This is a genomic window from Dyadobacter frigoris, assembly GCF_005280585.1.
In the GTDB taxonomy this organism is placed as follows: Bacteria; Bacteroidota; Bacteroidia; order Cytophagales; family Spirosomataceae; genus Dyadobacter; species Dyadobacter frigoris.
On record NZ_SZVO01000012.1, the window covers coordinates 16,943 to 41,633 of the forward strand.

23 protein-coding genes are annotated in these 24,691 nt (G+C 40.1%); 14 read left to right on the top strand and 9 right to left on the bottom strand.

Annotation, left to right across the window (positions count from 1 at the left end):
* Window positions 1–12 precede the first annotated feature (12 nt).
* The 9 genes from FDK13_RS23345 (at window position 13) to FDK13_RS23385 (ending at window position 6,630) form a co-directional block, all read left to right on the top strand.
* Window positions 13–675: a response regulator gene (locus FDK13_RS23345; protein WP_137342430.1), complete on the top strand. Its 663-nt coding sequence runs from the start codon at window positions 13–15 to the stop codon at window positions 673–675.
* 106 nt (window positions 676–781) lie between these two features.
* Window positions 782–1,084 (top strand): urease subunit gamma, encoded by a 303-nt coding sequence (gene ureA, locus FDK13_RS23350; RefSeq protein ID WP_137342431.1) that lies wholly within the window; start codon window positions 782–784, stop codon window positions 1,082–1,084.
* 4 nt (window positions 1,085–1,088) lie between these two features.
* Entirely contained in the window at window positions 1,089–1,457 is a 369-nt protein-coding gene (ureB, locus tag FDK13_RS23355; protein WP_137342432.1) for an urease subunit beta, read from the top strand.
* On the top strand, window positions 1,454–3,187 hold the full coding sequence (gene ureC / locus FDK13_RS23360) for an urease subunit alpha (RefSeq protein WP_137342433.1): 1,734 nt from the start codon (window positions 1,454–1,456) through the stop codon (window positions 3,185–3,187). Before ureB ends, ureC begins: the two co-directional genes overlap by 4 nt.
* 18 nt (window positions 3,188–3,205) lie before the next feature.
* Window positions 3,206–3,709, top strand: a complete 504-nt coding sequence (locus FDK13_RS23365) for an urease accessory protein UreE (protein WP_229216183.1) — start codon at window positions 3,206–3,208, stop codon at window positions 3,707–3,709.
* 36 nt (window positions 3,710–3,745) lie between these two features.
* Window positions 3,746–4,432, top strand: a complete 687-nt coding sequence (locus FDK13_RS23370) for an urease accessory protein UreF (protein ID WP_137342434.1) — start codon at window positions 3,746–3,748, stop codon at window positions 4,430–4,432.
* An 81-nt stretch (window positions 4,433–4,513) separates the two neighbouring features.
* Window positions 4,514–5,149, top strand: a complete 636-nt coding sequence (gene ureG / locus FDK13_RS23375; protein WP_137342435.1) for an urease accessory protein UreG — start codon at window positions 4,514–4,516, stop codon at window positions 5,147–5,149.
* Window positions 5,146–5,925 (top strand): urease accessory protein UreD, encoded by a 780-nt coding sequence (locus FDK13_RS23380; RefSeq protein ID WP_137342436.1) that lies wholly within the window; start codon window positions 5,146–5,148, stop codon window positions 5,923–5,925. Before ureG ends, FDK13_RS23380 begins: the two co-directional genes overlap by 4 nt.
* 3 nt (window positions 5,926–5,928) lie before the next feature.
* Window positions 5,929–6,630: a hypothetical protein gene (locus FDK13_RS23385; protein WP_137342437.1), complete on the top strand. Its 702-nt coding sequence runs from the start codon at window positions 5,929–5,931 to the stop codon at window positions 6,628–6,630.
* Window positions 6,631–6,691: 61 nt separating this feature from the next.
* Here FDK13_RS23385 and FDK13_RS36690 read toward each other — a convergent pair whose 3' ends face one another.
* Complete coding sequence (locus FDK13_RS36690; RefSeq protein ID WP_137342658.1) at window positions 6,692–6,823, bottom strand: LuxR C-terminal-related transcriptional regulator; 132 nt, start codon at window positions 6,821–6,823, stop codon at window positions 6,692–6,694.
* 398 nt (window positions 6,824–7,221) lie between these two features.
* The gene (locus FDK13_RS23395) at window positions 7,222–7,863 is read right to left on the bottom strand and encodes an RNA polymerase sigma factor (protein WP_137342438.1); all 642 of its coding nucleotides are present in this window, start codon (window positions 7,861–7,863) and stop codon (window positions 7,222–7,224) included.
* Window positions 7,864–8,435: 572 nt separating this feature from the next.
* On the opposite strand from FDK13_RS23395, the gene FDK13_RS23400 reads away from it, so the two are divergent.
* Window positions 8,436–8,861: an SRPBCC family protein gene (locus FDK13_RS23400; protein WP_137342439.1), complete on the top strand. Its 426-nt coding sequence runs from the start codon at window positions 8,436–8,438 to the stop codon at window positions 8,859–8,861.
* 25 nt (window positions 8,862–8,886) lie between these two features.
* Window positions 8,887–9,462: a cysteine hydrolase family protein gene (locus tag FDK13_RS23405; RefSeq protein WP_137342440.1), complete on the top strand. Its 576-nt coding sequence runs from the start codon at window positions 8,887–8,889 to the stop codon at window positions 9,460–9,462.
* Between the two features lie 96 nt (window positions 9,463–9,558).
* Here the strand turns inward: FDK13_RS23405 and FDK13_RS23410 are convergent, their stop codons facing one another.
* Complete coding sequence (locus tag FDK13_RS23410; protein ID WP_137342441.1) at window positions 9,559–10,974, bottom strand: M20/M25/M40 family metallo-hydrolase; 1,416 nt, start codon at window positions 10,972–10,974, stop codon at window positions 9,559–9,561.
* Between the two features lie 626 nt (window positions 10,975–11,600).
* On the opposite strand from FDK13_RS23410, the gene FDK13_RS23415 reads away from it, so the two are divergent.
* Window positions 11,601–13,856, top strand: a complete 2,256-nt coding sequence (locus FDK13_RS23415; RefSeq protein ID WP_137342442.1) for a sensor histidine kinase — start codon at window positions 11,601–11,603, stop codon at window positions 13,854–13,856.
* Between the two features lie 50 nt (window positions 13,857–13,906).
* Here the strand turns inward: FDK13_RS23415 and FDK13_RS23420 are convergent, their stop codons facing one another.
* The 4 genes from FDK13_RS23420 to FDK13_RS23435 all read right to left on the bottom strand — a co-directional run bounded on the left by FDK13_RS23420 (window position 13,907) and on the right by FDK13_RS23435 (window position 19,820).
* Window positions 13,907–16,990, bottom strand: a complete 3,084-nt coding sequence (locus tag FDK13_RS23420) for a lantibiotic dehydratase (RefSeq protein ID WP_137342443.1) — start codon at window positions 16,988–16,990, stop codon at window positions 13,907–13,909.
* 111 nt (window positions 16,991–17,101) lie between these two features.
* Window positions 17,102–17,476, bottom strand: a complete 375-nt coding sequence (locus FDK13_RS23425; protein WP_137342444.1) for a response regulator — start codon at window positions 17,474–17,476, stop codon at window positions 17,102–17,104.
* A gap of 371 nt (window positions 17,477–17,847) precedes the next feature.
* Entirely contained in the window at window positions 17,848–19,023 is a 1,176-nt protein-coding gene (locus FDK13_RS23430; protein WP_170982893.1) for a sensor histidine kinase, read from the bottom strand.
* 8 nt (window positions 19,024–19,031) lie between these two features.
* Window positions 19,032–19,820 carry a LytR/AlgR family response regulator transcription factor gene (locus FDK13_RS23435; protein WP_137342446.1) on the bottom strand — a complete coding sequence of 263 codons (789 nt, stop codon included), beginning with the start codon at window positions 19,818–19,820 and terminating at the stop codon, window positions 19,032–19,034.
* Between the two features lie 740 nt (window positions 19,821–20,560).
* On the opposite strand from FDK13_RS23435, the gene FDK13_RS23440 reads away from it, so the two are divergent.
* Complete coding sequence (locus FDK13_RS23440) at window positions 20,561–22,126, top strand: Na+/H+ antiporter (RefSeq protein ID WP_170982894.1); 1,566 nt, start codon at window positions 20,561–20,563, stop codon at window positions 22,124–22,126.
* A gap of 81 nt (window positions 22,127–22,207) precedes the next feature.
* On the opposite strand, the gene FDK13_RS23445 is transcribed toward FDK13_RS23440, so the two are convergent.
* The gene (locus FDK13_RS23445) at window positions 22,208–22,501 is read right to left on the bottom strand and encodes an HU family DNA-binding protein (RefSeq protein ID WP_137342448.1); all 294 of its coding nucleotides are present in this window, start codon (window positions 22,499–22,501) and stop codon (window positions 22,208–22,210) included.
* Window positions 22,502–22,675: 174 nt separating this feature from the next.
* Window positions 22,676–23,491 (bottom strand): MYG1 family protein, encoded by an 816-nt coding sequence (locus FDK13_RS23450; protein WP_137342449.1) that lies wholly within the window; start codon window positions 23,489–23,491, stop codon window positions 22,676–22,678.
* 192 nt (window positions 23,492–23,683) lie between these two features.
* Here FDK13_RS23450 and FDK13_RS23455 point away from each other — a divergent pair, with 192 nt between their 5' ends.
* Window positions 23,684–24,547 (top strand): hypothetical protein, encoded by an 864-nt coding sequence (locus tag FDK13_RS23455; RefSeq protein ID WP_137342450.1) that lies wholly within the window; start codon window positions 23,684–23,686, stop codon window positions 24,545–24,547.
* Window positions 24,548–24,691: the final 144 nt, after the last annotated feature.

The window sequence follows — 24,691 nt, forward strand, 5'->3', positions numbered from 1 at the left end:
CTTCTTTTTTTTATGAAAAAAATAGCCGTATTTCTTGTCGACGATCATGAGATTTTCCGTAACGGATTAAAGCAGCTCATCAATAATGAACCTGATATAGAAGTGGCAGGAGAAGCAGCCACAGGCGAAGATGCTATTGAAATGCTTTCAAAAACCACGGTGGATGTCATCATCATGGATATTCGTATGCCGGGAATCAGTGGTCTTGACACCGGAAAGTCCGTTTTAAAGGATAATTCCAAAGCCAGACTTTTGTTTTTTAGTTTGTTCGACAATCCGGATTATGTACTTACCGCACTGGATATGGGTGCGAGCGGATATATTTTAAAAGATACCAGCAACAAGATTTTTTTGCATGCAATCCGCACCGTACACAATGGCCAGTTTTATTTTATCGGTGATGTGACCGATACGCTGGTTCGTAAATATCATGAACAAAGACTTATTTCTCCCGAGTCGGCAGCCACTCCATTGGCCGAAACCTCGCTTTCTAAACGTGAACAGCAGATTATTCGAATGATAGATCAGGGCGTTACAAATAAGGAGATCGCAGAAAACCTTGGGATCAGCATTAGGACCATTGAGGCGCACCGTCTTAATATTTTACGCAAATTCCAAGTCAGTACCATTGAGGAAGCAGTTGAAAATGCCCGCGCTTTTTCTCTTTTAGCTTAAAAAAGTAAGATAAATATTTTTTTAATTCGGCATCATTACTATATTTACGTACGTAACAATTACTTAGGTACGTAAATTATAAGATTCAACCAAAATCTGAGTTCTGATGCATTTATCTCCCAGGGAACAGGAAAAACTTTTATTATTTCTGGCTGGTGAGCTGGCAGAAAAACGCAAGGCCCGTGGGCTGAAGTTAAACTATCCGGAATCAATCGCTTTGATAAGCAGCCGGTTACAGGAAGAGGCAAGAGACGGAAAGTCGGTAGCTGAACTTATGCAGTACGGCGCGGAGATTCTGTTGCGGGAAGATGTTATGGACGGCGTTCCTGAAATGATCCATGACATCCAGATTGAAGCTACTTTCCCCGATGGAACCAAGCTGGTAACAGTCCATAATCCTATCCGTTAAAATCATGATACCAGGAGAATATATTTTGGGTAAAGGCGATATTATTGCCAATACCGGAAAAAGAACGGAATCCCTAACGGTTATCAACACCGGTGACAGGCCAGTTCAGGTAGGATCACATTTTCATTTTTTTGAAATCAACAAGGCACTCCTGTTTGACAGGGAAAAGGCTTACGGTATGCGGTTGAATATAGCCGCGGGAACCGCTGTCCGTTTTGAGCCAGGCGAAGAAAAGGATGTTGTTTTGGTAGTATTTGGAGGAAACGGAAAGATTTACGGATTCAATAATCTTGTAGACGGAGATCTGTCCGAAAGTAAGAAAAGTGCGCTGAACAAAGCAGATTTGACAAATTTTAAAAACGTGAAATCATGAGCTTGTCAATAAACCGTATCAAATATGCGAATATGTATGGGCCAACGGTTGGTGATAAAATCCGGCTGGCCGATACAGATCTAATTATTGAGATTGAAAAAGATCTATGCGTCGGCAACTCTGGTTATGGAGAGGAATCCAAGTTTGGCGGAGGGAAAACGATCCGTGACGGAATGGCACAATCTGCCAGAGCAAGGCGGGATGAAGGCGTTCTTGATTTTGTCATAACCAGTGTCATAATCATTGACCATTGGGGAATTGTCAAGGCAGATATTGGAATAAAAGATGGTAAAATCGCTGGCATTGGGAAAGCCGGAAATCCGGACACGACAAATGATATAACACCCGGTATGATCATCGGTGCTGCCACAGAAGTACATGGTGGTGCGGGTTTGATCGCAACAGCAGGAGGAATCGATACGCATATTCATTTCATTTGTCCGCAGCAAATTGATCACGCGCTTTTCAGTGGAATTACAACCATGATCGGTGGGGGCACGGGTCCGGCAGATGGCACAAATGCTACAACCGTAACACCTGGTGCCTGGAATATCCGGAAAATGCTGGAATCGGCAGAAGCATTTCCTATGAATTTGGGATTTTTAGGAAAAGGAAACTGCGCTTCTATGGCACCGCTGGAAGAGCAGATAGAAGCCGGGGTGATAGGCCTTAAAATCCATGAAGATTGGGGAGCGACACCGGCTGTGATCGACGCTTCCTTGAAAATGGCAGATCAGTTTGATATTCAGGTCGCTATACACACCGATACACTAAATGAGTCAGGTTTTCTGGAATCGACCATGGCTGCTATTGATGGCCGCGTAATACACACCTACCATACCGAAGGAGCGGGTGGGGGGCACGCGCCGGATATTATCAAGGCCGCTATGTATCCGCATATTTTACCGTCATCAACTAATCCGACACGTCCTTTTACAGTCAACACGATTGACGAACATCTGGACATGCTTATGGTTTGTCATCACCTTGACAAATCTGTCCCCGAAGATGTAGCCTTTGCTGATTCCCGGATCCGTCCGGAAACCATTGCCGCCGAAGATATTTTGCATGATATGGGCGTTTTCAGTATGATGAGCTCGGATTCGCAGGCGATGGGCCGCGTCAGTGAGGTCATTATCAGGACCTGGCAGACGGCTGATAAAATGAAAAAGCAACGAGGATTTCTGCCCGAAGATCAGCCGAATGACAACGATAATTTCAGGGCTAAAAGATATGTGGCAAAATATACGATTAACCCTGCTATTACCCATGGGATTTCAGAGCATGTTGGCTCTATTGAAACAGGGAAACTGGCGGATCTGGTTTTATGGAAACCTGCATTTTTTGGCGTAAAACCTGAAATGATCATCAAAGGAGGCATGATCATTGGCAGCCGGATGGGTGATCCCAATGCATCGATTCCGACACCACAGCCTGTTATTTACAGGCACATGTTTGGGGCATATGGCAAAGCACTGTTTGGTACCTGCGTTACTTTTGTGTCACAACTTTCACTGGATAGAAATGTAGTGCAGCAGTATGGTTTGCAAAAAATGATATTACCCGTTAAAAACTGCCGGAATATTTCCAAAAAGGATCTGATCCACAATGATGTTACGCCACAAATTGATGTGAATCCGGAAAACTATGAGGTTAGAGTGGATGGTGAACATATTACCTGTGAACCGATTGCAGTAGCTTCTTTGGCCCAGCGTTATTTTTTGTTTTAGAAAGATTAGACCTTTTTCATGATGATCATAAAAGAAAAGCTGGGAAAAATTAATAACTATGAAATCAGGGGCAGAAATATTGACTGGCTGGAAATGTATTGGTATGAGACCCGGAAAAGAATTCAGCATAAAAAAACGCGCTCTGGAAAAGAGATCACGATGAAATTTCTAAGCGAGTCGCCAGAAATAACCCAAGGCGATGTTTTGTATCAGGATGAATTTATTATCATCGCTGCTGAGATTTTGCCTTGTGATTGTATCATTGTAAAACCGGAAACGATCTTTGAAACCGCTTCGCTGTGTTATGAAATCGGGAATAAACACCTGCCATTATTTTTTGAAGATGACAGTTTGCTGGTACCTTATGAAGCACCTTTATTCAGACTGCTGACCGCACAAGGTTATAAGGTTTTACGGGAAGACCGGAAACTTTTGCAGCCTTTGAAAACAACGGTATCGCCACATGGAGAACAGGGCGGAACAAGTTTGTTTTCCAAAATTATGCAGCTGACCATTTCCTGAAAGAGGAAATAATTTCATTCAAATGGATTGGAATATATGAATATCCAGCTTCTGAGTTTATTACAGCTTAGTGATCCGACGCTTCCGATTGGAGGATATGCGCATTCTTCCGGGCTGGAAACGTATGTACAGGCTGGTTTAGTAAAATGCAGAAAAACGGCTGAGGAGTTTATCATGCAAATGCTTACCAAAAACTTTAAATATTCCGATGCCGCATTTACTTCGTTGGCATATGACGCGGCCGGTGAAAATGATTTTGAATTGCTTTTATCATTAGATCATGAATGCAGCGCATTGAAATTACCAAGAGAAATGCGCGAAGCAAGCCAGAAACTTGGCAACCGTCTGACGAAAATTTTTCAGCCCTTATGCGGCAGTGAAATAGCTGAAAAGTATGTGGAAGCCGTTAAATCCAAAACAGCATCAGGCCATTATTGTATCTTTTTCGGGTTGTATGCCAAGGCTTTACATATTGACAAAAAACAAATGCTGACAGGTTTTTACTATAATACTACCGTAGGGTTTATTACAAACAGCGTAAAACTTATTCCTTTGGGACAGCAGGACGGACAGCAATTACTATTCTCCTTTTTGCCTGTAATAGATCAGTTGGTAGAAGAATCGATGCAGCCCGACAGAGATCTTTTAGGCCTTTGCTGTCCGGGATTTGACATCAGGTGTATTCAGCACGAAAGTCTGTATTCGAGGTTATATATGTCATAAGCTGCTTATTTTTCGGTGTAGAATAACGCGGCTTAATTCTTTACTCAGCCGGATTTGAAAGCCGGATTAATATTAAAAACGATGGAAAGAAATTATATAAAAATCGGTGTTGCGGGTCCTGTGGGATCTGGGAAAACTGCCTTAATCGAAAGACTTACACGGCAAATGGCCGCCGATTACAGTGTCGGTGTGATAACCAATGATATTTATACCAAAGAAGACGCGGCATTTTTAACTCAGAATAGTCTTCTGCCCGAGGACAGGATTATTGGCGTGGAGACTGGCGGCTGCCCACATACTGCTATCCGCGAAGATGCAAGTATGAATCTGGAAGCTGTTGAGGAAATGGCTGGGAGGTTTCCCGATATCGAGATTATCTTTATTGAAAGCGGCGGAGATAATTTGTCCGCCACTTTTAGCCCCGATCTGGCTGATGTCAGCATTTTTGTAATTGATGTGGCCGAGGGAGATAAAATTCCAAGAAAAGGCGGTCCCGGCATTACCAGAAGTGATTTGCTGGTAATCAACAAGATAGATCTTGCGCCCTATGTACATGCAAATTTGGACGTAATGGAGCGGGATTCAAGGAAAATGAGAAATGGCCAGCCTTTTGTTTTCACCAATCTGATGAGTCTTCAGGGGCTTGATGTTGTTATTGACTGGATCAAAAAGTACGCATTAATGGAGCAGATTCAGGAGCCTGCCTTGCTGAGATGATCGCTGCCTTGCAAATTTATACAGCTCTGCGCGGGGAGATAACTTATTTGAAAAAAAGTTATTTTTCACCTCCTTTCAAGTTGGCTGATATCACCGAAAATCGTAATCAGAAAGTGCTGCATCTGATGCAGATGAGTTCGTCGCCTGGTATCCTTGATAACGATCAGTTTGAAATTGAAATTAACCTGGAAGAAAATTGTCATTTGCAGCTGCATACACAGTCGTATCAACGACTTTTTAGTATGACAACAGGAGCGGTGCAAACAATGAGGGTTGATCTTGCCCAGGGAGCGTCGTTCATTTATTTGCCGCATCCGGCCGTACCGCAGGCGAATTCTGTTTTTACAACCAGAAATAAAATTTATTTGTCAAAGGGCGGCCGTTTAATTTGGGGCGATATTATTACCTGCGGAAGAAAGTTAAACGGAGAGGTTTTCGAGTTTTCAAAATATCACGCAGTCACAGAAGTTTTTATGCTGGACAGGTTGATCATCAAAGAAAATATTTGCCTGATTCCTGGCCTGATGAACTTTAATACCATAGGACAGCTCGAAGGTTTTACACACCAGGCCAGCCTTATTTTTCTGGAAGACGTGAAGGATTTAAACAAATTAATTCGAGAGGCGACCTTATTTTTGGAGATGCAAACCGATATCATTTTTGGCATTACACCTGCTCCAACATCCGGACTTCTTATACGAATACTTGGTAATAAATCTGAACAGCTGATCCATTGTCTGAAAACTTTAACAACACTATTTACAAAAGAAAAATAATCTATGCAGACTGAATTGCAGGTTTTGCTCGCAGCGGCCGTAACGATCGCATGCCTACATACCTTAACAGGCCCTGATCATTACATCCCATTTATTGCTTTGTCAAAAGCCAGAGGCTGGTCGTTTGTCAAAACGATCTGGTGGACAATTATCTGCGGATGTGCTCATGTTTGGAGCTCCATTTTACTCGGACTTGGCGGCGCTGCAATAGGCTGGTCGCTCAGCAAAGTCAGTTGGCTTGAAGAAATCAGAGGCGGACTTGCGGGTTGGATGCTGCTGGGTTTTGGGGTTGTTTATGGTGTTTGGGGGCTGCTGAATGTATACCGTAACAAGACTCACAAACATTTTGAAATAGAAGAGGAAGGAGAAATTTACGTATATGAACACAGCCACGGGCAGGCTGTCAGGACAGGCGAAAAGCATAAAGTAACGCCTTGGGTTATGTTTATTATCTTTCTTTTGGGCCCATGCGAACCTATGATTCCCTTACTTTATTTCCCCGCAGCTCAAAATTCATTGACTGGAATGCTTCTGATGATTGGAATTTATACGGTTGTAACACTCGCGACGATGGTGCTGATGGTTGTTCTGGGGTTTTACGGACTTTCCATTTTCAGAGTTAATAAAATGGAAAAATACATGCATCCTCTTAGTGGGCTGACTATTTTTATATGTGGTGCCGGGATGGTTTTTATGGGTTGGTAGCCCATGGTATAAAACAAGGATACAATGGCGGATAAATATTGAAAAGCTGTTTTATAATAATTCAATTCAAACATGCTTCTAATTCCACAATATTATTCACTTTCAGCTTTTTGAAGATAATGCTTTTAAAAGTCCTTACCGCCGACATTTTAAGTCCAAGTGTTCCGGCGATCCAGGAGGTTCTTTTGTCTATGCGTACAAAGTATTTTTTTGGGTAATCCTGTTTTTAAAAATCAAATCTCCCGGTAATGGCCGGGAGATTGAAAGTATTATATACTGCTGTGTTATCAGTTGTAACAACTTAAAGTGTATGTATAAAGCCTTTGTTTTTAGTTGTTTGTCTGATTCTCTTTGTTGAGTCAGATAGTGTATGTTACAAACGGCTGGTAAAACAGGATTTATAGTTTGTTGATGAAGTGTAAATATTTTTTAGTTTGAAATGGCTAATGGGATTATTTTAATCGAGTTTTGCATTAGACGCATTATTGAAAAAAAAGTCACACATTTTTTCTATCGTCAAATAGAAAAAATATACACGGCTAACAGCAGGTTAGATATAGCTCCATGACAGCTGCCTCTTTATGCGGTTTGTCATTTTACAAAAAAATAATTTATCAACTCCAATATTTTGATCAGGAAAATACCCAGGAAGAAAACGGTTTCCACATACTTGTTCCGGAATTTTTCCTTTGTTCTTAACAAGCGCATTTTTACAGAGCTTTCTGTTACTTTAAGAATTTCTGCAATGTCGCGGATGCTAAGTTCGTCGGCATATTTCATGAGCAAAAGCCCTTTTTCGTCTACGTTAAGCTGATCCATGGCGTGCTGGAATTTTCGGGTTTCAACATCATCATGATCAAACAGAGTATTTAAATCGGTGTCATCAGCGACTTCAACCGATTCATCGTAAGAAATTTCACCACTTCTTTTATAAGACCGAAGCTGATCCATGCAATGGTTGTAGGTAATGGAATACAGCCAGGTTGAAAATTTAGCATCCTCCCTGAAAGTACTGAGCCGAAGTATTAATTTAAAAAAAATATCATGTGTTAAATCTTCCGCTTTCGCTGAATCTTTGACAAAAAACAAACATTTTTGGTAAACACGGGTAGCATATCTTTCGTATAATTTTTCAAAATAACTATTACGCTGGGTTTGAACATATAGTTTTACCAGATCTTCATCGGTATAATTTTGATCGTCAGATTTTTCATTGAACGGTTTTTTAGACATACTTTCAAAAATGTAACAGGCTAGGCTTGAAGTTTTTATTTTTTGAATTGAACAGAACCTGGAAATATCAGCGCTGTTTAAAATTCATTCAGTTGATGTAAATTGTATTAATTAACAAAGGCTATAACCTTGGAAATCAGCCTTTCCATTTTAAGGAAGGCTGATTTATTGTTTTTATCAAAATAGATATTTATGACTGATGTGTTAAAAATAGAATTAGATAAAATTATTAACGTTCTGTATATTAGCAAGTTATTTAATATTTCAAATTGCGATCAGAATTTATACCTGCATAAGACTATGTTTGGTGAAAAAAGTAACGAATTATTTCTATCAACTATCGAAAAAATTTGATCGACTTAATTTTCATACGAAATGTGAAAGAGACACTGTTTGAAATTGAAAAAATTTAATACCACTGACCTCAGTTAACCTGTGTTTCTTTTAATTTTTCGTGTAGATTTAGACCGAAGTATGTTTGTCGAATAGTAAAGATGCCCCGGACCGAATTATAGCAAATTCACATAAAGAAAAATCAGAAGGACGAGCTCAATCTGTAAATCAAAAAGAATATGGCCAGAAATCTTTCAATCCTGATCTTAAATGCACCTGTTCAACGCGTTTGGGATGCGCTGACAAAACCTGAACTTGTTAAGTTGTGGCAATATGGAAGCGAATTGATTACAAGTTGGGATGTTGGCAGTAGTATAAGATTCAGTGTCGAATGGGACGGAAAACTGTTTGAGCAGTGGGGGGAAATACTGGAAATCCGCCGTAATGAATTGATAAAATACAGCCTGTTTGCGCCGCGCCCGGATCTTGAAGACAGGCCGGAAAACTATTTTATCATGAACTACATTTTGACGGATGAAAACGGAAAAGTGAAACTTGAAATTTTGCAGGAAGATAACAGACCTGACGCAGTGCAGGAGGAACCTCAGGGGGAAGAAAATCCGGTTTTGAAAATGTTAAAGGATATTGTAGAATCTGCTGGCTAGGTGAATCCTGAAAATAAGTTATACTATGAATTCAACTTCCAATACCAGTTTGACTGAAAGTTGTCTCTTGGTTATTGATATGCAAAATGCTTCGTTTAGTCCGGAATATCCCTGTTATGATGCGGCGGGAGTACTGGAAAGGATTAACGCGCTCACGGATTTATCGCGCAAAAAAGGTCTGTCCATTATTTATGTCCGGCATAACGGAAGTGCTCAGAATGAATACATTCCATTGACCCATGGCTGGGAATTGTTGCCGGATCTGGTAGTAAGGGAAACGGATATTATGATTGAAAAAACAGCTAATGATGTCTTTTATAATACTGATCTTGAATCCGGATTAAAAGCCATGAATATAAATAAATTGATCATTACCGGCTCTGCCACAGAGTTTTGTGTAGATTCAAGCATACAATCTGCGTTGACAAAGAATTTTGATATTGTGGTAGCAGGCGATGCACATACAACAGCGGACAAGCCGCATTTAAGTGCTGAAAAAATAATCCGGCATTACAACTGGGTGTGGAGTAATTTGACACCGACAAAAGGTAAAATTGAAATAAAAAATAGTGCAACTATTTTGAAAGAACTAGACAAATAGGGGTCATTTATAACAAGAAATACAAAAAAATACCTTCACCGCTAAAACCGTTGAAGGTATTGCAGATGAAGGTAGAAAATTGATTCTTACAAATATTTATTTCTTAGCTGTTGCCGCCAGGTTGGAGACAACCTCCCATTGAAATCTTAAAAACTTATGCAGTGATTCTTCAAGAATTCTTTCCTGATCACTGTGCGCGCCAAACCCTTTCGGCCCGTCTTCACTATCCATCATTGGCCCGATTCCATAGCAGGCAATTCCTTTTGCGCGAAGAAACGACATGTCCGTTGCTCCCGTCAGCATGGTCGGAAGGGTGATTGTATTATAAGTTGTTTTCACTGCTGCTTCAATGATTTTAAATGCCTCGGTGGTCAGGCTACTTGGTTTTGATCCAGGGCGCGATGCGGCGCTGCTGCTTATTATTTCAACCTGCGGGTCATTTATAATCTTGCGCATGGCATCTAGTAATTTGGGCATATCTTCATCTGGCAAGGCACGGATATCAAGTGAAGCTTCTGCTTCGGAGGGAATAACATTGCTACGGTATCCGCCTTTGAAAATATTGGGCGATATCGACGTCCGGAGCGTTGAATAATATCTCGGCTCGTTCACTGCCAGATATTCCTGAGCAGCTTCGGTATTTTTTCCGCTTAATATGGATTGGTAACGCGCTGCCTGTTCCGGGGTACTTATTTCTGCCAATCTTTGGAAAAAGGCCTGCGTCGTCTCATTCAGGCGCATCGGCGTTTGCCAGGCCGCTACGTTAACCACGGCCTGGGATAAATGGACAATGGCATTACTTCTTAAAGGAACCGAGCCATGTCCGGAAATTCCTTTGGCTACGAGTTTTACACCGCGCGGAACTTTTTCGGTTGTCGCAACGGCAGCATATTGTATTTTTCCACCGGTACGCGTCACGCCGCCGCCTTCGGCAAAACAGTATTCCGCTTCGATTTCAGGCCAGTGTTCTTTAACCATATAATCGATACCAAACTTTACATTTCCTTCTTCTCCCGACTCTGCCAAAAAGATTACATCACGATCCAGAGGAATGTTTAACCGCTTCAAAGTCAACATAATCATCAGGCCTGTTGCAACATTATCCTTGTCGTCCACAGCACCGCGTCCGTACACATAGCCGTCTTTTCGGGTTGCAGAAAAGGCCGGATATGTCCATTTGGTTGAATCAATACTAACCACGTCCGTATGTGCCATAATCAGAATCGGGTGTTTTTTGCCGCTCCCGCTTATACGTGCCACCAAATTCGGGCGATTAGGATCCAATGCGAAAGTTTGAACTTTAATACCTTCTTTTTCAAGTACGGATTTCATATAGGCCACAGCGGGTGCTTCTGTTCCACCCGGATCGCTCGTATTTATTCGGAGCAGCGTCTGAAAATGCAGCATTGTTTCCTGTTCTATCGCCTTCCAGTCTGGTTGTTTGACCTGGGCGCTGGCAGCTGAAAAGGCGAGAAAGGGGATAAGCAGCAAAAAGCGTAAATCGATTTTCATAATTGGTGGTTGAGTTTAGTAAACTGTCTATTAAAATGCCTCCGCTAAGCCCGGATATGTAACCTGCAAAGGGTAGTTTCCTGTATGTATCAATTTAAGTACGAATGACTTAACCCAAGGGGTTTCGGTGCTGCTATTTCTAAATCTATAAAAAAAGAAATAGGTTAACAATCATTCTTGGAAAATTGAACTAAAAACTAAAAATGCGCCTGTTTGCTTACGAAAAGATACGTTGGTACTGTCCACGGACTGTAATTTAACTTATCAATAGCATTGTCGCGTTGAAGCTCCATTGTAGATTGATATAGATTCCTGGGACTTATTTTTCGATTAATCAAAGTCGCCGCAGGGTACAAAATCACTTGTCAGAATTTTTATTTAAAAATGAAAAAATGTAGAACATTCCACCCGGCGGTTCATTTATTGAAAGGTTTTGTGACATACACTCATTAAATTGTGAAGGTCTGATGAAAATTATAAAGTGTACATTTATCACAGAATTTAATTTAAAACGTGTACATCATATTAAATAGGTATGGGATTTTAATTTAGCAAATCAGCATACTAAGAGGATCAGAAATTTTTATATTTGAAGCATAACCCCTGCACAACGTTAGAAGAGAAATATGACAAATGATTTACAGGAACGAATTAACCGATTAGAAAATATTATCAGGGCATCTGAGCTTGGTACGTGGGAGTGGAATATTCAAACTAATGAAGTGGTCTATAATGAGCATTGGGCCGCAATACTTGGATACAGGCTGGAGGAATTGATGCCCGTTGTAAAAGACAGATGGCAAAAATTGATTTATCCTGACGATCTGATTTCTTCTGCCACTGCTTTGGATGATCATTTGAACGGAAAAACAAGCAGTTATCAAACCGAAGTCAGACTTCGGCATAAGTCGGGTCACTGGGTTTGGGTTCTGGACAAAGGGAAAATAGTTAGTCGGGACGATGAGGGTAAACCGGAGTGGATTATGGGTTCGCATCAGGATATTTCGGGCCGAAAAACAAGTGAACTTTTGCTTGAACAGCATAAAGAACTTTTACAAATCACTAAACAAGCAGCGTTGATAGGTTCATGGGAACTTGATTTGCGGTTAACGAAAATTACCTGGAGTGCCGTTACAATCAGTATCCATGAAACTCCTGCACACTACGATCCTGAATTCCGCGATCTGAAAAGGTTTTATTCCAGTGCAGGAAATGCTTTGCAGATTGTACATGCAATAAATAAGGCGAAAAAAGATAGTAAGAGTTTTGATATGGAATTTCAGATTCTGACGCAGGAGCGAAATCTGAAATGGGTAAGACTTATCGGAGTACCCTTTTATGAAAACAACAAATGCATTAGAATTTCAGGTCTTATTCAGGATATTGATCAAAAAAATAAAATGTTTGCCGAACTTGCTCTTCAGGAAGAGCAGTTTCGGCAAACTTTTGAGCATGCTGCCAATGGTATGGCATTGCTGAGTCTTTCTGGAAACTGGCTTAGGGTTAATAAAAGTCTTTGTGAATTGTTGGGTTACAGCCAGCAGGAACTTTTGCAACTGACATTCCAGGATATAACTTACAAAGATGATCTGGAAGAGGACCTGGGATTGGTAAAAGAACTTCTGGATGGCAGGATTAAAAATTATAATATGGAGAAACGATATTTCGATAAAAGCGGAAGTATCGTTTGGGTATTATTATCAGTTTCCATGGTTCGTAATGACCAGGGAGAACCTTTGTATTTTATATCCCAAATCAATAATATTACCCAAAGGAAACTTCTCGAACTGCGTTTGCAGAAAACCAACGACCGTTTGAAAGCGATTTTGGATGCCAGCACTCAGGTAGGTATTGTAGAAACCGAGCTTGACGGGACGATTAAGATATTTAATATCGGCGCACAAAATCTTTTGTGTTACAGCGAAGCGGAACTTGTCGGAAGAAGTACTACTGAAATTTTTTATCCCAAAGAACAGATTCTTGAAAGGGCGGTTTCTATAAATTCAAATGTTGATGTAAAAGGCTTCGAATTGCTCGTCAGCGGTGTAGATAGCTTAAATTTCGATACCCGCGAGTGGACCTATATCCGAAAAGATAAGTCGCAGTTTTCAGTAAGTGTGACCGTTACCGCTGTTAGAGATTATTTGGGGAGACCCAATGGGTATCTTTTCGTATTTTTTGATATTTCCAGGCTTAAAGAGGCAGAGATGAATGTCAAAGCACTCCTTGAAATGGCGCAGCATCAAAACAGAAGACTTCTGGATTTTGCCAATATCGTTTCTCACAATCTTCGTTCGAATGCCGGCAATATAACCATGTTGCTTGAACAGTCGGCTCATAATCTGCTATCAACGATCGGGAATTTGAAAGATATCGTTTCCGTGAATTTTTCAACTGAAAAAAATGCAGCCTGTTTAAATATTTTGAAATTTATTGAGCAGTGCCTGGGAAATCTCAGCGCTTTTATCCTGGAAAGCAACACCCTGGTAACTCTGGATGTGAGCCGTGATCTTCAAATTACCGGCACGGCAGCTTATCTGGAAAGTATTCTGATCAATCTTTTGTCAAATGCCATTAAGTACAGGTCTGCCATCAGGCCCCTTCATATTTTTGTATCGGCCAGGCGCGCTGGAAGTTTTGTTGAAATATGCATCCGGGATAATGGAAGGGGAATCGACCTGAAAACATACAGAGATAAAGTATTTGGACTTTACAATACTTTTCATGGCAATAAAGATGCCCAGGGGATTGGACTGTTTATTACAAAAAGTCAGATTGAATCCATGGGTGGAACTATTGATCTTGTAAGCGAGCATGATGTCGGTACTACTTTTACAATTTCGCTTTTGAGCGCTGACCAGGTTTTGAATAGTGTTTTGTAATTATTCAAAACCAATAAAATGAATTGAGCATGTGAAATAAATGTTCCCCGTTAACCTTTCATTTTAAGTTGACGGGCATTCATAGAATCGTACTGTTTGGCAAGACAATGATATAATATCAGCTCGTAAGCACGTTGTTTGGTATTAAAAGTGCGGTTTACACTCATGTGGATCAGGCTGCTGAGTATGGAAAAATACTGCGTACGATCGGATAAATTTTCCGAAAGCTTGGCCAGACTGCCTTTGAGTGAAGGATTCAAATCAGTTTTACCAAGTTCAAATACCTGGTCGATAATGTTTTTGAAATTACGGTAATGCATACCCAGTTGTTTGCGAAGCGTGCTATTGCCGTCAAATTCATTGAAAAAATTCTCTTTGAGATTTTCCATTAAAAGAACGCATTCCGACAGTTTCAGACCTGAATTTGTCAGTAACATATTAATCCGCCCAATGGAAAGTTCAAACCGTGCGATTTCATCAGGAATATGCTCAAAGGAAGAAATGGAATCCAGAAAATCCATACTGTCCAGATGAAATAAGTTCTCACAAATTTCTATTTGTTCATAGCCATATCTTTCCAGTTCCCGTTCGTAAGTATCAAGCTGGATTTTATAAACAAGTCCGCTTTGAACATATTCTTCCAGCGTTTCTTTAATCATATCAATCACCTGATAATAAAAACCATCTTGCGGATTACCCCGGAAACGGAATCTTAGATGATAGTCAGGATCCTGGTAACGGACAAAGAAAAATTGCGACACCATGTTTTCCTTTATCAATCGGTTGATCAAAGGATGAAGTACAAGCAATAATTTATCAGAAGATTTTTCTTCACAATAAATTTTAAAATACAACCACTCGCTGCCAACAGAAAAACTTCGCTGGGGGATTTCTTTGGAATTTTTGCCGGAAATTCCTTGTAAAGGAGCGGCTTCAGGATTGTAAAGAGGAATAACAATTTCATTTGTAAACCGGAATTCATCCTGACGCAAAAGACTGTTGTCCGATGAAAACAACGCTTCAAAAACGCGGATTTCTTTGTTTTTGTTTATTTCCTGTATCAGAATCTGCAATGAAAGTGAAATGCGTGTATCAATTAAGAGCTCATTATCACCCGAAGTGATAACAAACTTAGACGGCAAACCCATCCCGGCAAGTTTGTCTGCAATATGCTCCGGTTCGGAAGATTTAAAATGATGTATCTGAAGCAACCAACTTTCTCTGCTCAGGATCATATTTTTATATTTGACACGAGGAAGATGCGGCTGATTGCTAAAAAGTCCCCAGTCCCACTGCATATTCAACTCGGAATCCTGCAACTGCAATTCACATAAAAACTTGTAGATAGGAAGTCCTTTGGTGAAATTATGCGCATTCGATAGCCGCGGTATAATTCGTTTGTTCAGGCGTTTTGAACGGAGGATTATCTTATCATTGACAACCGAGATCATTAAATCCTGAACAGGGACCTGAAATTGTTCGTCGACAGAGGCTTTTCCCATATAGGGAATTTCGTAGCGATGCAGCACAGGCCGTGTCATGATATTGCCAGCTCCGGAGTCAGGACAGTGTACGATTTCTGCAAAAATTACGTCCGGGCTATTGTTTTCTTCCAGCTCTGCACACCGTAAAAGTTGTTTGCTAAGCGACGGGTCTGCTTCGTGAAACCGACTTAAAATATTAACGGCGGAAGGCCCGCTGCATGTCAAAAGATTGAACAGGAATTCTCCCTGGTCAACTGCCAGGCCGGATTGTGCTAAAAGGTTTCCTAATATATAAAAGCTGTAAGGTAAAGAAGAAGACTTCACCTGATTGTCTTTTTTGAAATCTTCAAGGTTATTTAAGTCTCTATCCGTCAGCTCGATTTCGGATAATTGATCCTTCAAACAAAGAGTATATTTATCTAGCAGCAGATTTTGCCACCATTCTGGTTGTTGCGTCGTTTGTTTTTTCTGGCTCTTAGGAAAAGAGAGCTCTTCGATCATGGGTGTGTAGCTGGCTCCAAGCGTACTTTGCAGGCCATAACCTATACCGGTTTGGTGATCCAGTGCCGTTGTAAGCGCTACTTCCTGTTGCTGATATCGATACTGAAACCTTCTTTTAAATTCTTCAAGATCAGCATTGCTTTTGGGTCTGTTTAAAACAAATAAACGGGAAAGCTGCTGTGTAATACTGAAAATCGTTTTTTCTGATAACTGGTTCACCGCACTCAATGCAACGGTATCAACGTGGACAAGATCTTTTTTAATGGCTGGAATACCAAGAAAGTTTAGTTTTTCCTGAAGGTTTTGGTACATCTGAACCCGGTTAACCTGCTGACTGAGAAGTTGCAGCAGGGAACTGAGGTGGCCGGTAAGTAAATAGGTATGATCTAAAAGAGAGATTTTTTCAATCATCGTATCAAGGTAGCCAACCCCTGTTACATTAGGTTCCAGCTCAGATACAAGGATTCTGTTTTCAATTAATTCGTCGATAAAATCGTAAGCTTCCGCTGCTTCAATGGTGTGGATTTGCAGAAGTGCGATAAGTTCAGGTATTTTAACGCCATTTCGGGCGCGGTCTAAAATCAGGCACAAATACTCGTTGCTTTCCAACGAGCTTATAAAATAATTTCTCCGGTCCTTGTCGACAACCTGTTCTATGTACCGGAAATCCTCGCCAGCCGAATAAAGAGAACTATTCACCGACAACGTAAGCTGCATACGGACACTCTGCTGTCTTATTAACCATTCTTTTATGGCTATCAGGCACTCCATGTCCAGGCGTGTATGCTTGATTAATACATCTTGCGTGCTGATCTGAATATCAGTTTCGTCTCCGATAATACCGGTTGAAGCAAGTGCAAAAAAACCGTAGGGAGTACAACGTGTACTCATCCTGACTAAATATTTGTAAAGTGTAATTTCAAGTTTATCAGTTTCTGAGACTTTTTCAGCCTCTAGCCACTTCATGAACCTTTCATATAAAACACCAGAGGCCAGATAAATTGCTTCCTGCGCACCGGGATTTTTAATGTACCATTCCCTTAGAACATGAGGATTTTTGTCTTCTAAAAACTTGCGGTGAAATTTCTCAAGCTGATCAACGGCAATAAGTGGTCGCCGAAGCATGAACAGGCCAAAGTGAGAAAGCATGAGGAGACGGCACTGGTGGTTAATATGTCAAAAAAATTAAGATATAAAGGTTGCAAGATAACAATTGAAAACAATTTCTACTTACAGTGATAGCCTGAATTATAAAAGCGTTCAGGCACTTTTTCTGCAATAAGCAATATCTTTGAATTTTTCCAATGCCCTTTGAAGATTCGCCGGAGGGAAAGGTTCTTTCAAAAAGTATAGCGGATCCAGTCCGTATCCTGAAAAAAGATATTCGGGATAGGAAGCTGAAATAATAAGGGCCTGCTGTTTACGGAGTTCTGACAGAATACTTTCCGGAACTGCCATTTCAGGAGAAGGCAAACTTGCAAATACGAGATCATAAGAACCCGATTGAAGTGTGCTCAGTGCTTCTGCCGAGTATGCGCCGGACCAGGTCAGTTCAAGGCAACTCGTACGGCGTATGAAACTTTCCAGAAAGCTGTCGGCAAGCCACCACTTTTTGATAAGAATACACCTGTACATTGGCTTTGGATTTATCTGAAAACTGGATTCGACGGTATTCGCCCAATTTACCGGATTCAAAGCAGGAAAGAGGTCATACCTGTGTTGTCTTTTGATTGTTGCGCGCTATTCTTTGAGCTTAAAGAAGTGATTCTTTCTTTTTTAAGAACAAGGCGTTTGCTGGCAGATGCGGATGTAGTTGATTTCGATTGCATGGTATTTAAGATTTTAAAGTTTGAATTAACGTTTGAATTCAAAGAGTCTTTTTGACTGAATGATGAAACGAAGCTAGCGTTTCTATTCAGCCTATTTAAATTATTTAGACGTAGAGGTAGGCGTTTTTCGATAAGCGCCAAACTATTACCGATCAGTTCATTGGTCGGTGAATAATGCTAGTGTGCATCAAGGAAGATCTGGAGCGTCACTTCGTATTCTTTTTCAGTTTTTTGAAAAGAGAGTTCATGCACGTCAGGATATAGCATGCTCAGGCGTTTGCGGGTGTTGGAAAGACCGATGCCGCCTGATTTTTTTGAGGGAGTAATAACAATTGGCGTTTTGCTGTTTTCGGGCAGACTGTTCTGTACAGTAAAGTAAAGTGTGTCGTTTTCTACGACAACCGAAATATGGACATACGACGATTTTATACTTAAATTAACACCATGTTTAAAAGCATTTTCAACAAGAGAAATTAAAAGGAGCGGGGCAATTTTGTGATTTTCGGTAATACCCTCGGTGTCTATAGAAATTTTTACCAGATCGGAAGAGTGCCTGTATTTTTCAAGGTCCAGGTAATTTTCAATGTATTCTATTTCTTCTATCAAAGGTACTCTGTCTTCGTTGACGCCGTACAAACTATAACGCATTAAACCGGATAGCTTAAGAACCAAATCAGAAGCCTGATCATCGACATCCAAAGTCCGGTTGTAAATACTATTGAGTGTGTTAAACAAAAAGTGGGGATTAATCTGAGACTTTAAAAAGCTGAGTTCGAGCGCCAGATTATCCCTTTCCAGAGCCAGATTGTTGTTTTTGAGTGTCATATTATTCTTCTGGAACTCAATCATATCTCTAAAATATTTGATACTCAGATAGATAGTGGGGACCTCAAAGCTGTACCAAAAATTCCAGGAAGCCACTTTTGGCATTGTAAAACAGCCAAACCATCCGGCCTGAATCAGGAACAGACTGTAAACCTTTTGTATCCATACATCCTGATAGTCGCCCGACGCATAGCCGTTACTGTAAGGTAGCAGGTGCCGGACTGAATAATAGTTACTCCAGTATATAAGAAGAAAAATTACCAGAAAACTCAATGCAAACGGAATAACCTTCTTTTTATAAAGATATCTCGGAAAGATAAAAAGGCTGAAACAGTAGTAAATGAAAAGGGTCTGAAAAAAGAAAATTACACATAAGATATTTGTAATGAACAAATTATCCCGTGTAAAAGGGCCAATGGAAAAATATTTGCTGATAATCCAGGTAAGAGCACATAAAAGAAGATGGAAAATAACGATCCCTGATTTTTTATTATCAAATATCGTATGCAAACTGATTTTATTTTCCATCGAAATTCTCATTTGTTTTCAGCTGCTTTTTTTAAAGCCTCTAGCACAACTTCTCTGTAAGTGACCCCAATGTCTACTTTTTTACCATCTATGGTAGTAATCTGATTTCCGTCTATTTCTTCAATGGCATTGATCCTGATAATATTGGAGCGGTTTACACGTATAAAACGGTTAACCGGCAACATGGTTTCCATTTTAGTCATGGTATTAAGGGTAATAATCGTTTTACCCGGTAGAAAAATTTTAATGTAATCTTTCATTGCCTCTATCAGCAATATTTCTTCCGGTATCACTCTGACAAGTTTTTTATCTTCTTTTATAAGGAGAAAATCACTGCCATTTTGCTCTCTTTTGGTAGGTGACGGCAATTTTAAAGGCATTGACGCGGTAAGGTCCTGCTGGCGTATTTCTGTGTTTTCAGTTTTTAGAGAGGGTAGTTCGGTTACCCTGTTAATAGCCCTTATAAATCTTTCAAAAGAAACTGGTTTGAGCAGATAATCAGTCACTTCGTGTTCAAAGCCTTCCAATGCGTAATCGGAATAAGCCGAAAACATTAATATTTTTGGGCGCATATTCCCTTTAAGGGACCTGATAAATTCAAAACCGTTCATTTCAGGCATTTCCACATCCAGAAATATTAGATCAGGCTTAAGGCGCTGCATCTGGAAAAGGGCGTCTACCGCATTCCCAAATTCACCGACTACTTCTAAAAAAGGTACGCGGGCAACAAATTTTCTGATAACTTCACGAGCACCGGGCTCGTCATCGATGATAAAACATTGTAAAATCGCACTCATAGTCCATGATTCATCTGTTCGTCTGAAATTTTACCGCATTGGTCGAATAATAGCAAAACTGGTCGAAATTGTTTTAGTTACATAATTCAATACACGTATTTTTATTACAGAAATCAGTATTATGAATTAAAAGGACTCAATATCAGTAAGAAAGATTCTGTCTATTAAACTAAAATATTTTGGTTAAAGGCTACTATTCATGACCATTATTGTTGATAGGAAACATAATCTTAATATACGTAACTTTTAAATGTACAGATTAACGATATCTAAGTAAGGTTAAAAACATAAAAGCTGGACTGGTCTGTTATTTTTTTGTCCAAATCAAGACATAATAAATGCTCAACGTTATGATGGTTAAATAAGGTTTTAAGTTTTTCGAGATAAAAGAAAAACTGATCCTATAGTGTGTGCGTAGTGAGGAACAGGATTGCATTTTTTGTAATCCTGTTTTTGTTTATGGTCGCTTTATCTAAAAACTTCTTTCGCTAAAACGTCCATTTTAATCCCGAAGCATGTTAAATTTCGGCCAAAATACCGATTACAATATAAAGTACCAAAGCACATGGCTAATTTACTAAAAGTATATGACATCCTTTTAAAATTGCAGAATCCTGTGAGATTCTAAACTGCTTTTGTGTTGTTAGAGGTTACAAATCTATCCTTGTTTTATTATTTTGCACTTCATGACGGGACATCTTCATAACATAATTTTTCTTTGCCTCGGACTGATTGTTTGTGTGTCACTGCTAACGGTAGCTGCTCAGAAAGCCAAAATTGCATATCCCATTTTTCTTGTATTGGCCGGACTATGTATAAGTCTCATTCCCGGTGTTCCTGCTATTCATTTGGAACCTGAATTGATTTTTATAGTGATTTTACCGCCTGTCTTATTTGATGCAGCACATGAAATATCGTTGAAGTCACTATGGAAATGGAGAAGGATAATTTCCGTCATGGCATTGGGATATGTACTTTTTACGGCTACCGCTGTGGCTTTTGTAAGTGTCTGGATTATTCCGGGATTTACACTTAGCCAGGGTTTTTTATTGGGCGCAATTATTTCGCCGCCTGATGCGTCTGCCGTCATGGCGGTTTTAAAATACAGCAGACTTCCAAAAAGTACTATGGCCATATTGGAAGGCGAAAGCCTGCTCAATGATGCCACCAGTCTTACCCTATTCCGGTTTGCCCTGGTTGCAATCTCTACCCAGCACTTCATTTGGCATGAGGCTTTCACGGGTTTTGGACTCGTTGTTATTTCGGGTATCGCCATTGGCCTTGCTTTTGGCGGATTGTCTTACGCAATTTACAAATGGCTGCCAACAGACGCCAATGTTGACATTGCCATTTCAATAGCGCTGCCTTATCTGATGTATCTGAGCGCCGAAGCAGTTAACTCCTCCGGTGTACTTGCTGTGGTAAGTGGTGGCTTACTCGTTGCTTATCAGACCCATTTTGTTTTTTCACATAAAAGCAGGTTGAAGTCAGCTTCACTCTGGTCGTCAATTGTATTTATACTCAACGCTGTAGTCTTTTTTCTCATCGGGCTTCAATTACCAGAAATTATCAAGGCAGTGGGGCGGTCCGGTCTTGCCATGGCAACGGGATATGCTTTGATTATTACATTTATTGTGATCCTTGTCCGCTTACTTGCTGGCCTGTTCAGCTCGGTATTTACCACCTACATCAGCCGCTATATCACCGTTGCGGCAAAACGGCCGGGTTGGCGTATTCCGGTTCTGAGTAGCTGGGCGGGTATGCGTGGCATCGTTTCTTTGGCTTCGGCCTCGGCTATTCCGTTATTGTTGCCTGATGGACAAGCTTTTCCTCATCGTAACCTGATCTTGTTTATCACATTTATGGTCATTTTAGTAACGCTGATCGGGCAGGGGCTGAGCCTTCCCTGGATGATTAGAATACTGGATCCGAAACCGCTGGAAGATTTAAAATCGGATCATCAGCAGTTACTTGAAATTGAATTGGAACTTTACCAGGTTGCTGCCGAGGAACTTAATTTCAACCATCAGCAAGACATCGACAAGAATGTGCTTTTGCAATATCGGGGTGAATACCTCAAACACAAGCTGCAAATATTGAAGGATGCCAATAGTGATGACGGAACAAGGCAAAAAGCCATGCAACGTCTGGAGCATTTCCGGGAGATTATGGCTAAGGTGATCAACAGAGAACGTCTTCAGCTTCATTCATTCAGAAAGAAAACCGAATATGACGATGATATTGTTGCTTTTGTAGAACACCGGCTGGATTTGGAAGAGGAGCAGCTACAAAGCGATAAGGAGTAGAGAGGAATTGATTTCGTGGAAGGATACTGGTAAAATTGAAGCAGACCTGATTTATATCTGGTCTGCTTCAAATAACTTGATTTATTGTTCCAGGCTTACACCTTCTTTGATCTGACTGACAAATTCAGGAGATGGCTTGAAAAATGGAATGACGTGCGCATCAACAATAATGGTCGAATTAAGCGCAATATTTCTGGCGGTCTTTTGTGCCCTATGTTTGATCGTAAAACTTCCAAAGCCACGGAAATAGACATTTTCTCCTTCACTTAATGAATCTTTTATCGTCACAAAAAATGATTCAATTACTTTCTCAACGGCGTCTTTTTCGATTCCTGTCCGTTCAGTTATTTTGGAAATAGTTTCTGCTTTTGTCATGCGGTCTGTAATGTGGGGTAAAACAAGCTTCAAAGGTAAGTCTTTCTGTTGTAAGACACAGGCTTTTAGCAGTAAAAGTCTTTAGTCCGGTTGAAATTTCAGAAAAATCAAACTTCTATATGCCATATCCCGGAGAATAAAAACGTACAGAGTCGTTTAACCTGAGCAATGGCGTTACAAGGAAAGCGTCTGATGATCGTCCATCGTTTTGGCAAAATCCAGAAGCACATCTTTGTCTTTGATAACAGCCATAAAACCGGAAATATGTCTGAATACGAATCCATCAAGTGAAGTTATACTTTCGGGAATCATTGCCAGATTTGTGTCGATCGTTTGGATCTGCCAACCGTTCGCGTGAGGCAAAACAGCAAAAATGTGCTCTTTTTTATCTTTCCAAACCGTAGAAAACTGATCAAATACGGCTATATTATTATCCAGGATAGTACGGAATTGATAGTCGGATTCTGATTTTGCCTTTTTGACGGATGAATAAATTTCATTGCCGATAATATCCTGAGCGACCTCAGCGGCCTTTAAAAATTGTTTGTACTGCATGGCAGCATCCGTCATATCGCGGTTGAAACCACCCAGAATTCCGGAAGTATTTTTAAATCCTTTTGGAAGTGTTGACCAAAGTTCAAAAATATTGTCACGATTTGTATCCATCACATCAATCGATGAAATAAACCGTCCGAAAAAAGCCTGGGCATCAGGAGGACAGATTTCATTTTTGAAATGCTCGTAAACAAGGCCAGCGGCCGACAAGAGCTCTTTATTTTGGTGATGGTCAAAATTGAGCATCACCGGATCGTAAACTCCGCCAACATCCAAAACCAGAATATTGCTATCCGCAACTGCTTCCGCAAGTATTTTGGGATCACGGGTACGCGTTACTTCGAATTGATAACCTGCCTGACGAAGAAGGGCCACAGCAATGACCTCATCTGCGTGAAATGCTGTGTCATGGGTAATGACAGTGGAAAAAGACATAAATATTCTGTAAGATTTCCGCTAAATTAATGAATTCGGCGGGATTCTCCCGCACTGGTCACACCATCTTAATACCAACTTTGAAAAGGTTTTTGTGGAAAATACCGGAAAATCGATATTTGAAAAATAATGGAATTCATATAAAATTTATAATTAATTTTATATTACTAATCACTTTAACTATTTTCGACCATGGAAACTAACGGTATACTAAAATGGTTTTTCGTTCTTTTATTTACACTTGTTTTATCGTGCACTGATCATCTGCCACCACAAAATTTAAGGATTAAAAGTATCACACAAACACTTCCTAACAGCAATGGGGTGGCTAACATTACAGAATTTAATTATGACAATGCAGGGCGGCTAAGTTATCTTAAATCCTACCAAACTCCGGACAGCAATGCAGCAGTTAGAGCCACCACGATTTATACATTTGATGGTAATAATATGCTTTTGGCTGTGACAAGGAATTTCAGTGATTTGAAAACCGAGAAGTATCAGTTTACCTACAACCAAGCTGGCCAAATCAATAAGCTTGATTATATGGCGACAGCCGATGATGTTTATAATATGACCTTTGAGTATAACGGAAATTTGCTTGCTGGAAGTAAAAGGAAATTTAGCTTTTCATCCGTCTCTTTTGATAAGAGCATTATTTACAATTTCAGTAATGACAATCTTGGGTCGGCAAGTTCTATCACGACTTTTACAAAAAATGTTTCATCGGTTACAAATTCTGTATCAACCTACACCTATGATGACAAGATAAATCCTTTCTATGGAAATTTTATCATTCCTGCACCCAACGGGCCTGCAAGACCTTCACAAGGAAATTTTAATTATTATACGTACTACGGCGGAATTGATAATTTTCTGTCTCTTAATAGAAATAATATAGTTTCAGAATCAATAGCAGAAAATTATAATGCTACATACGAATATACCTACAACATTCAGGGGCTTCCGCTGAGTCGTATTACAAGAAAGAAAAACGGACCTCAGGATGCAGGTTTTGTTGATGAAACTTTGGTTTTCGTTTACGAAACTTACTGAGCGATTCCAATTGATTTTTGAAGGGTTTTCATATGGATCTTTAATATTTTTCCTCAGCCAAAAAGTTTCAAATTCTTTGTTGGTATGTATGAACATGTTAATTAGAGATGTATCTTTATGGAAATTTGAATACGATATATACAA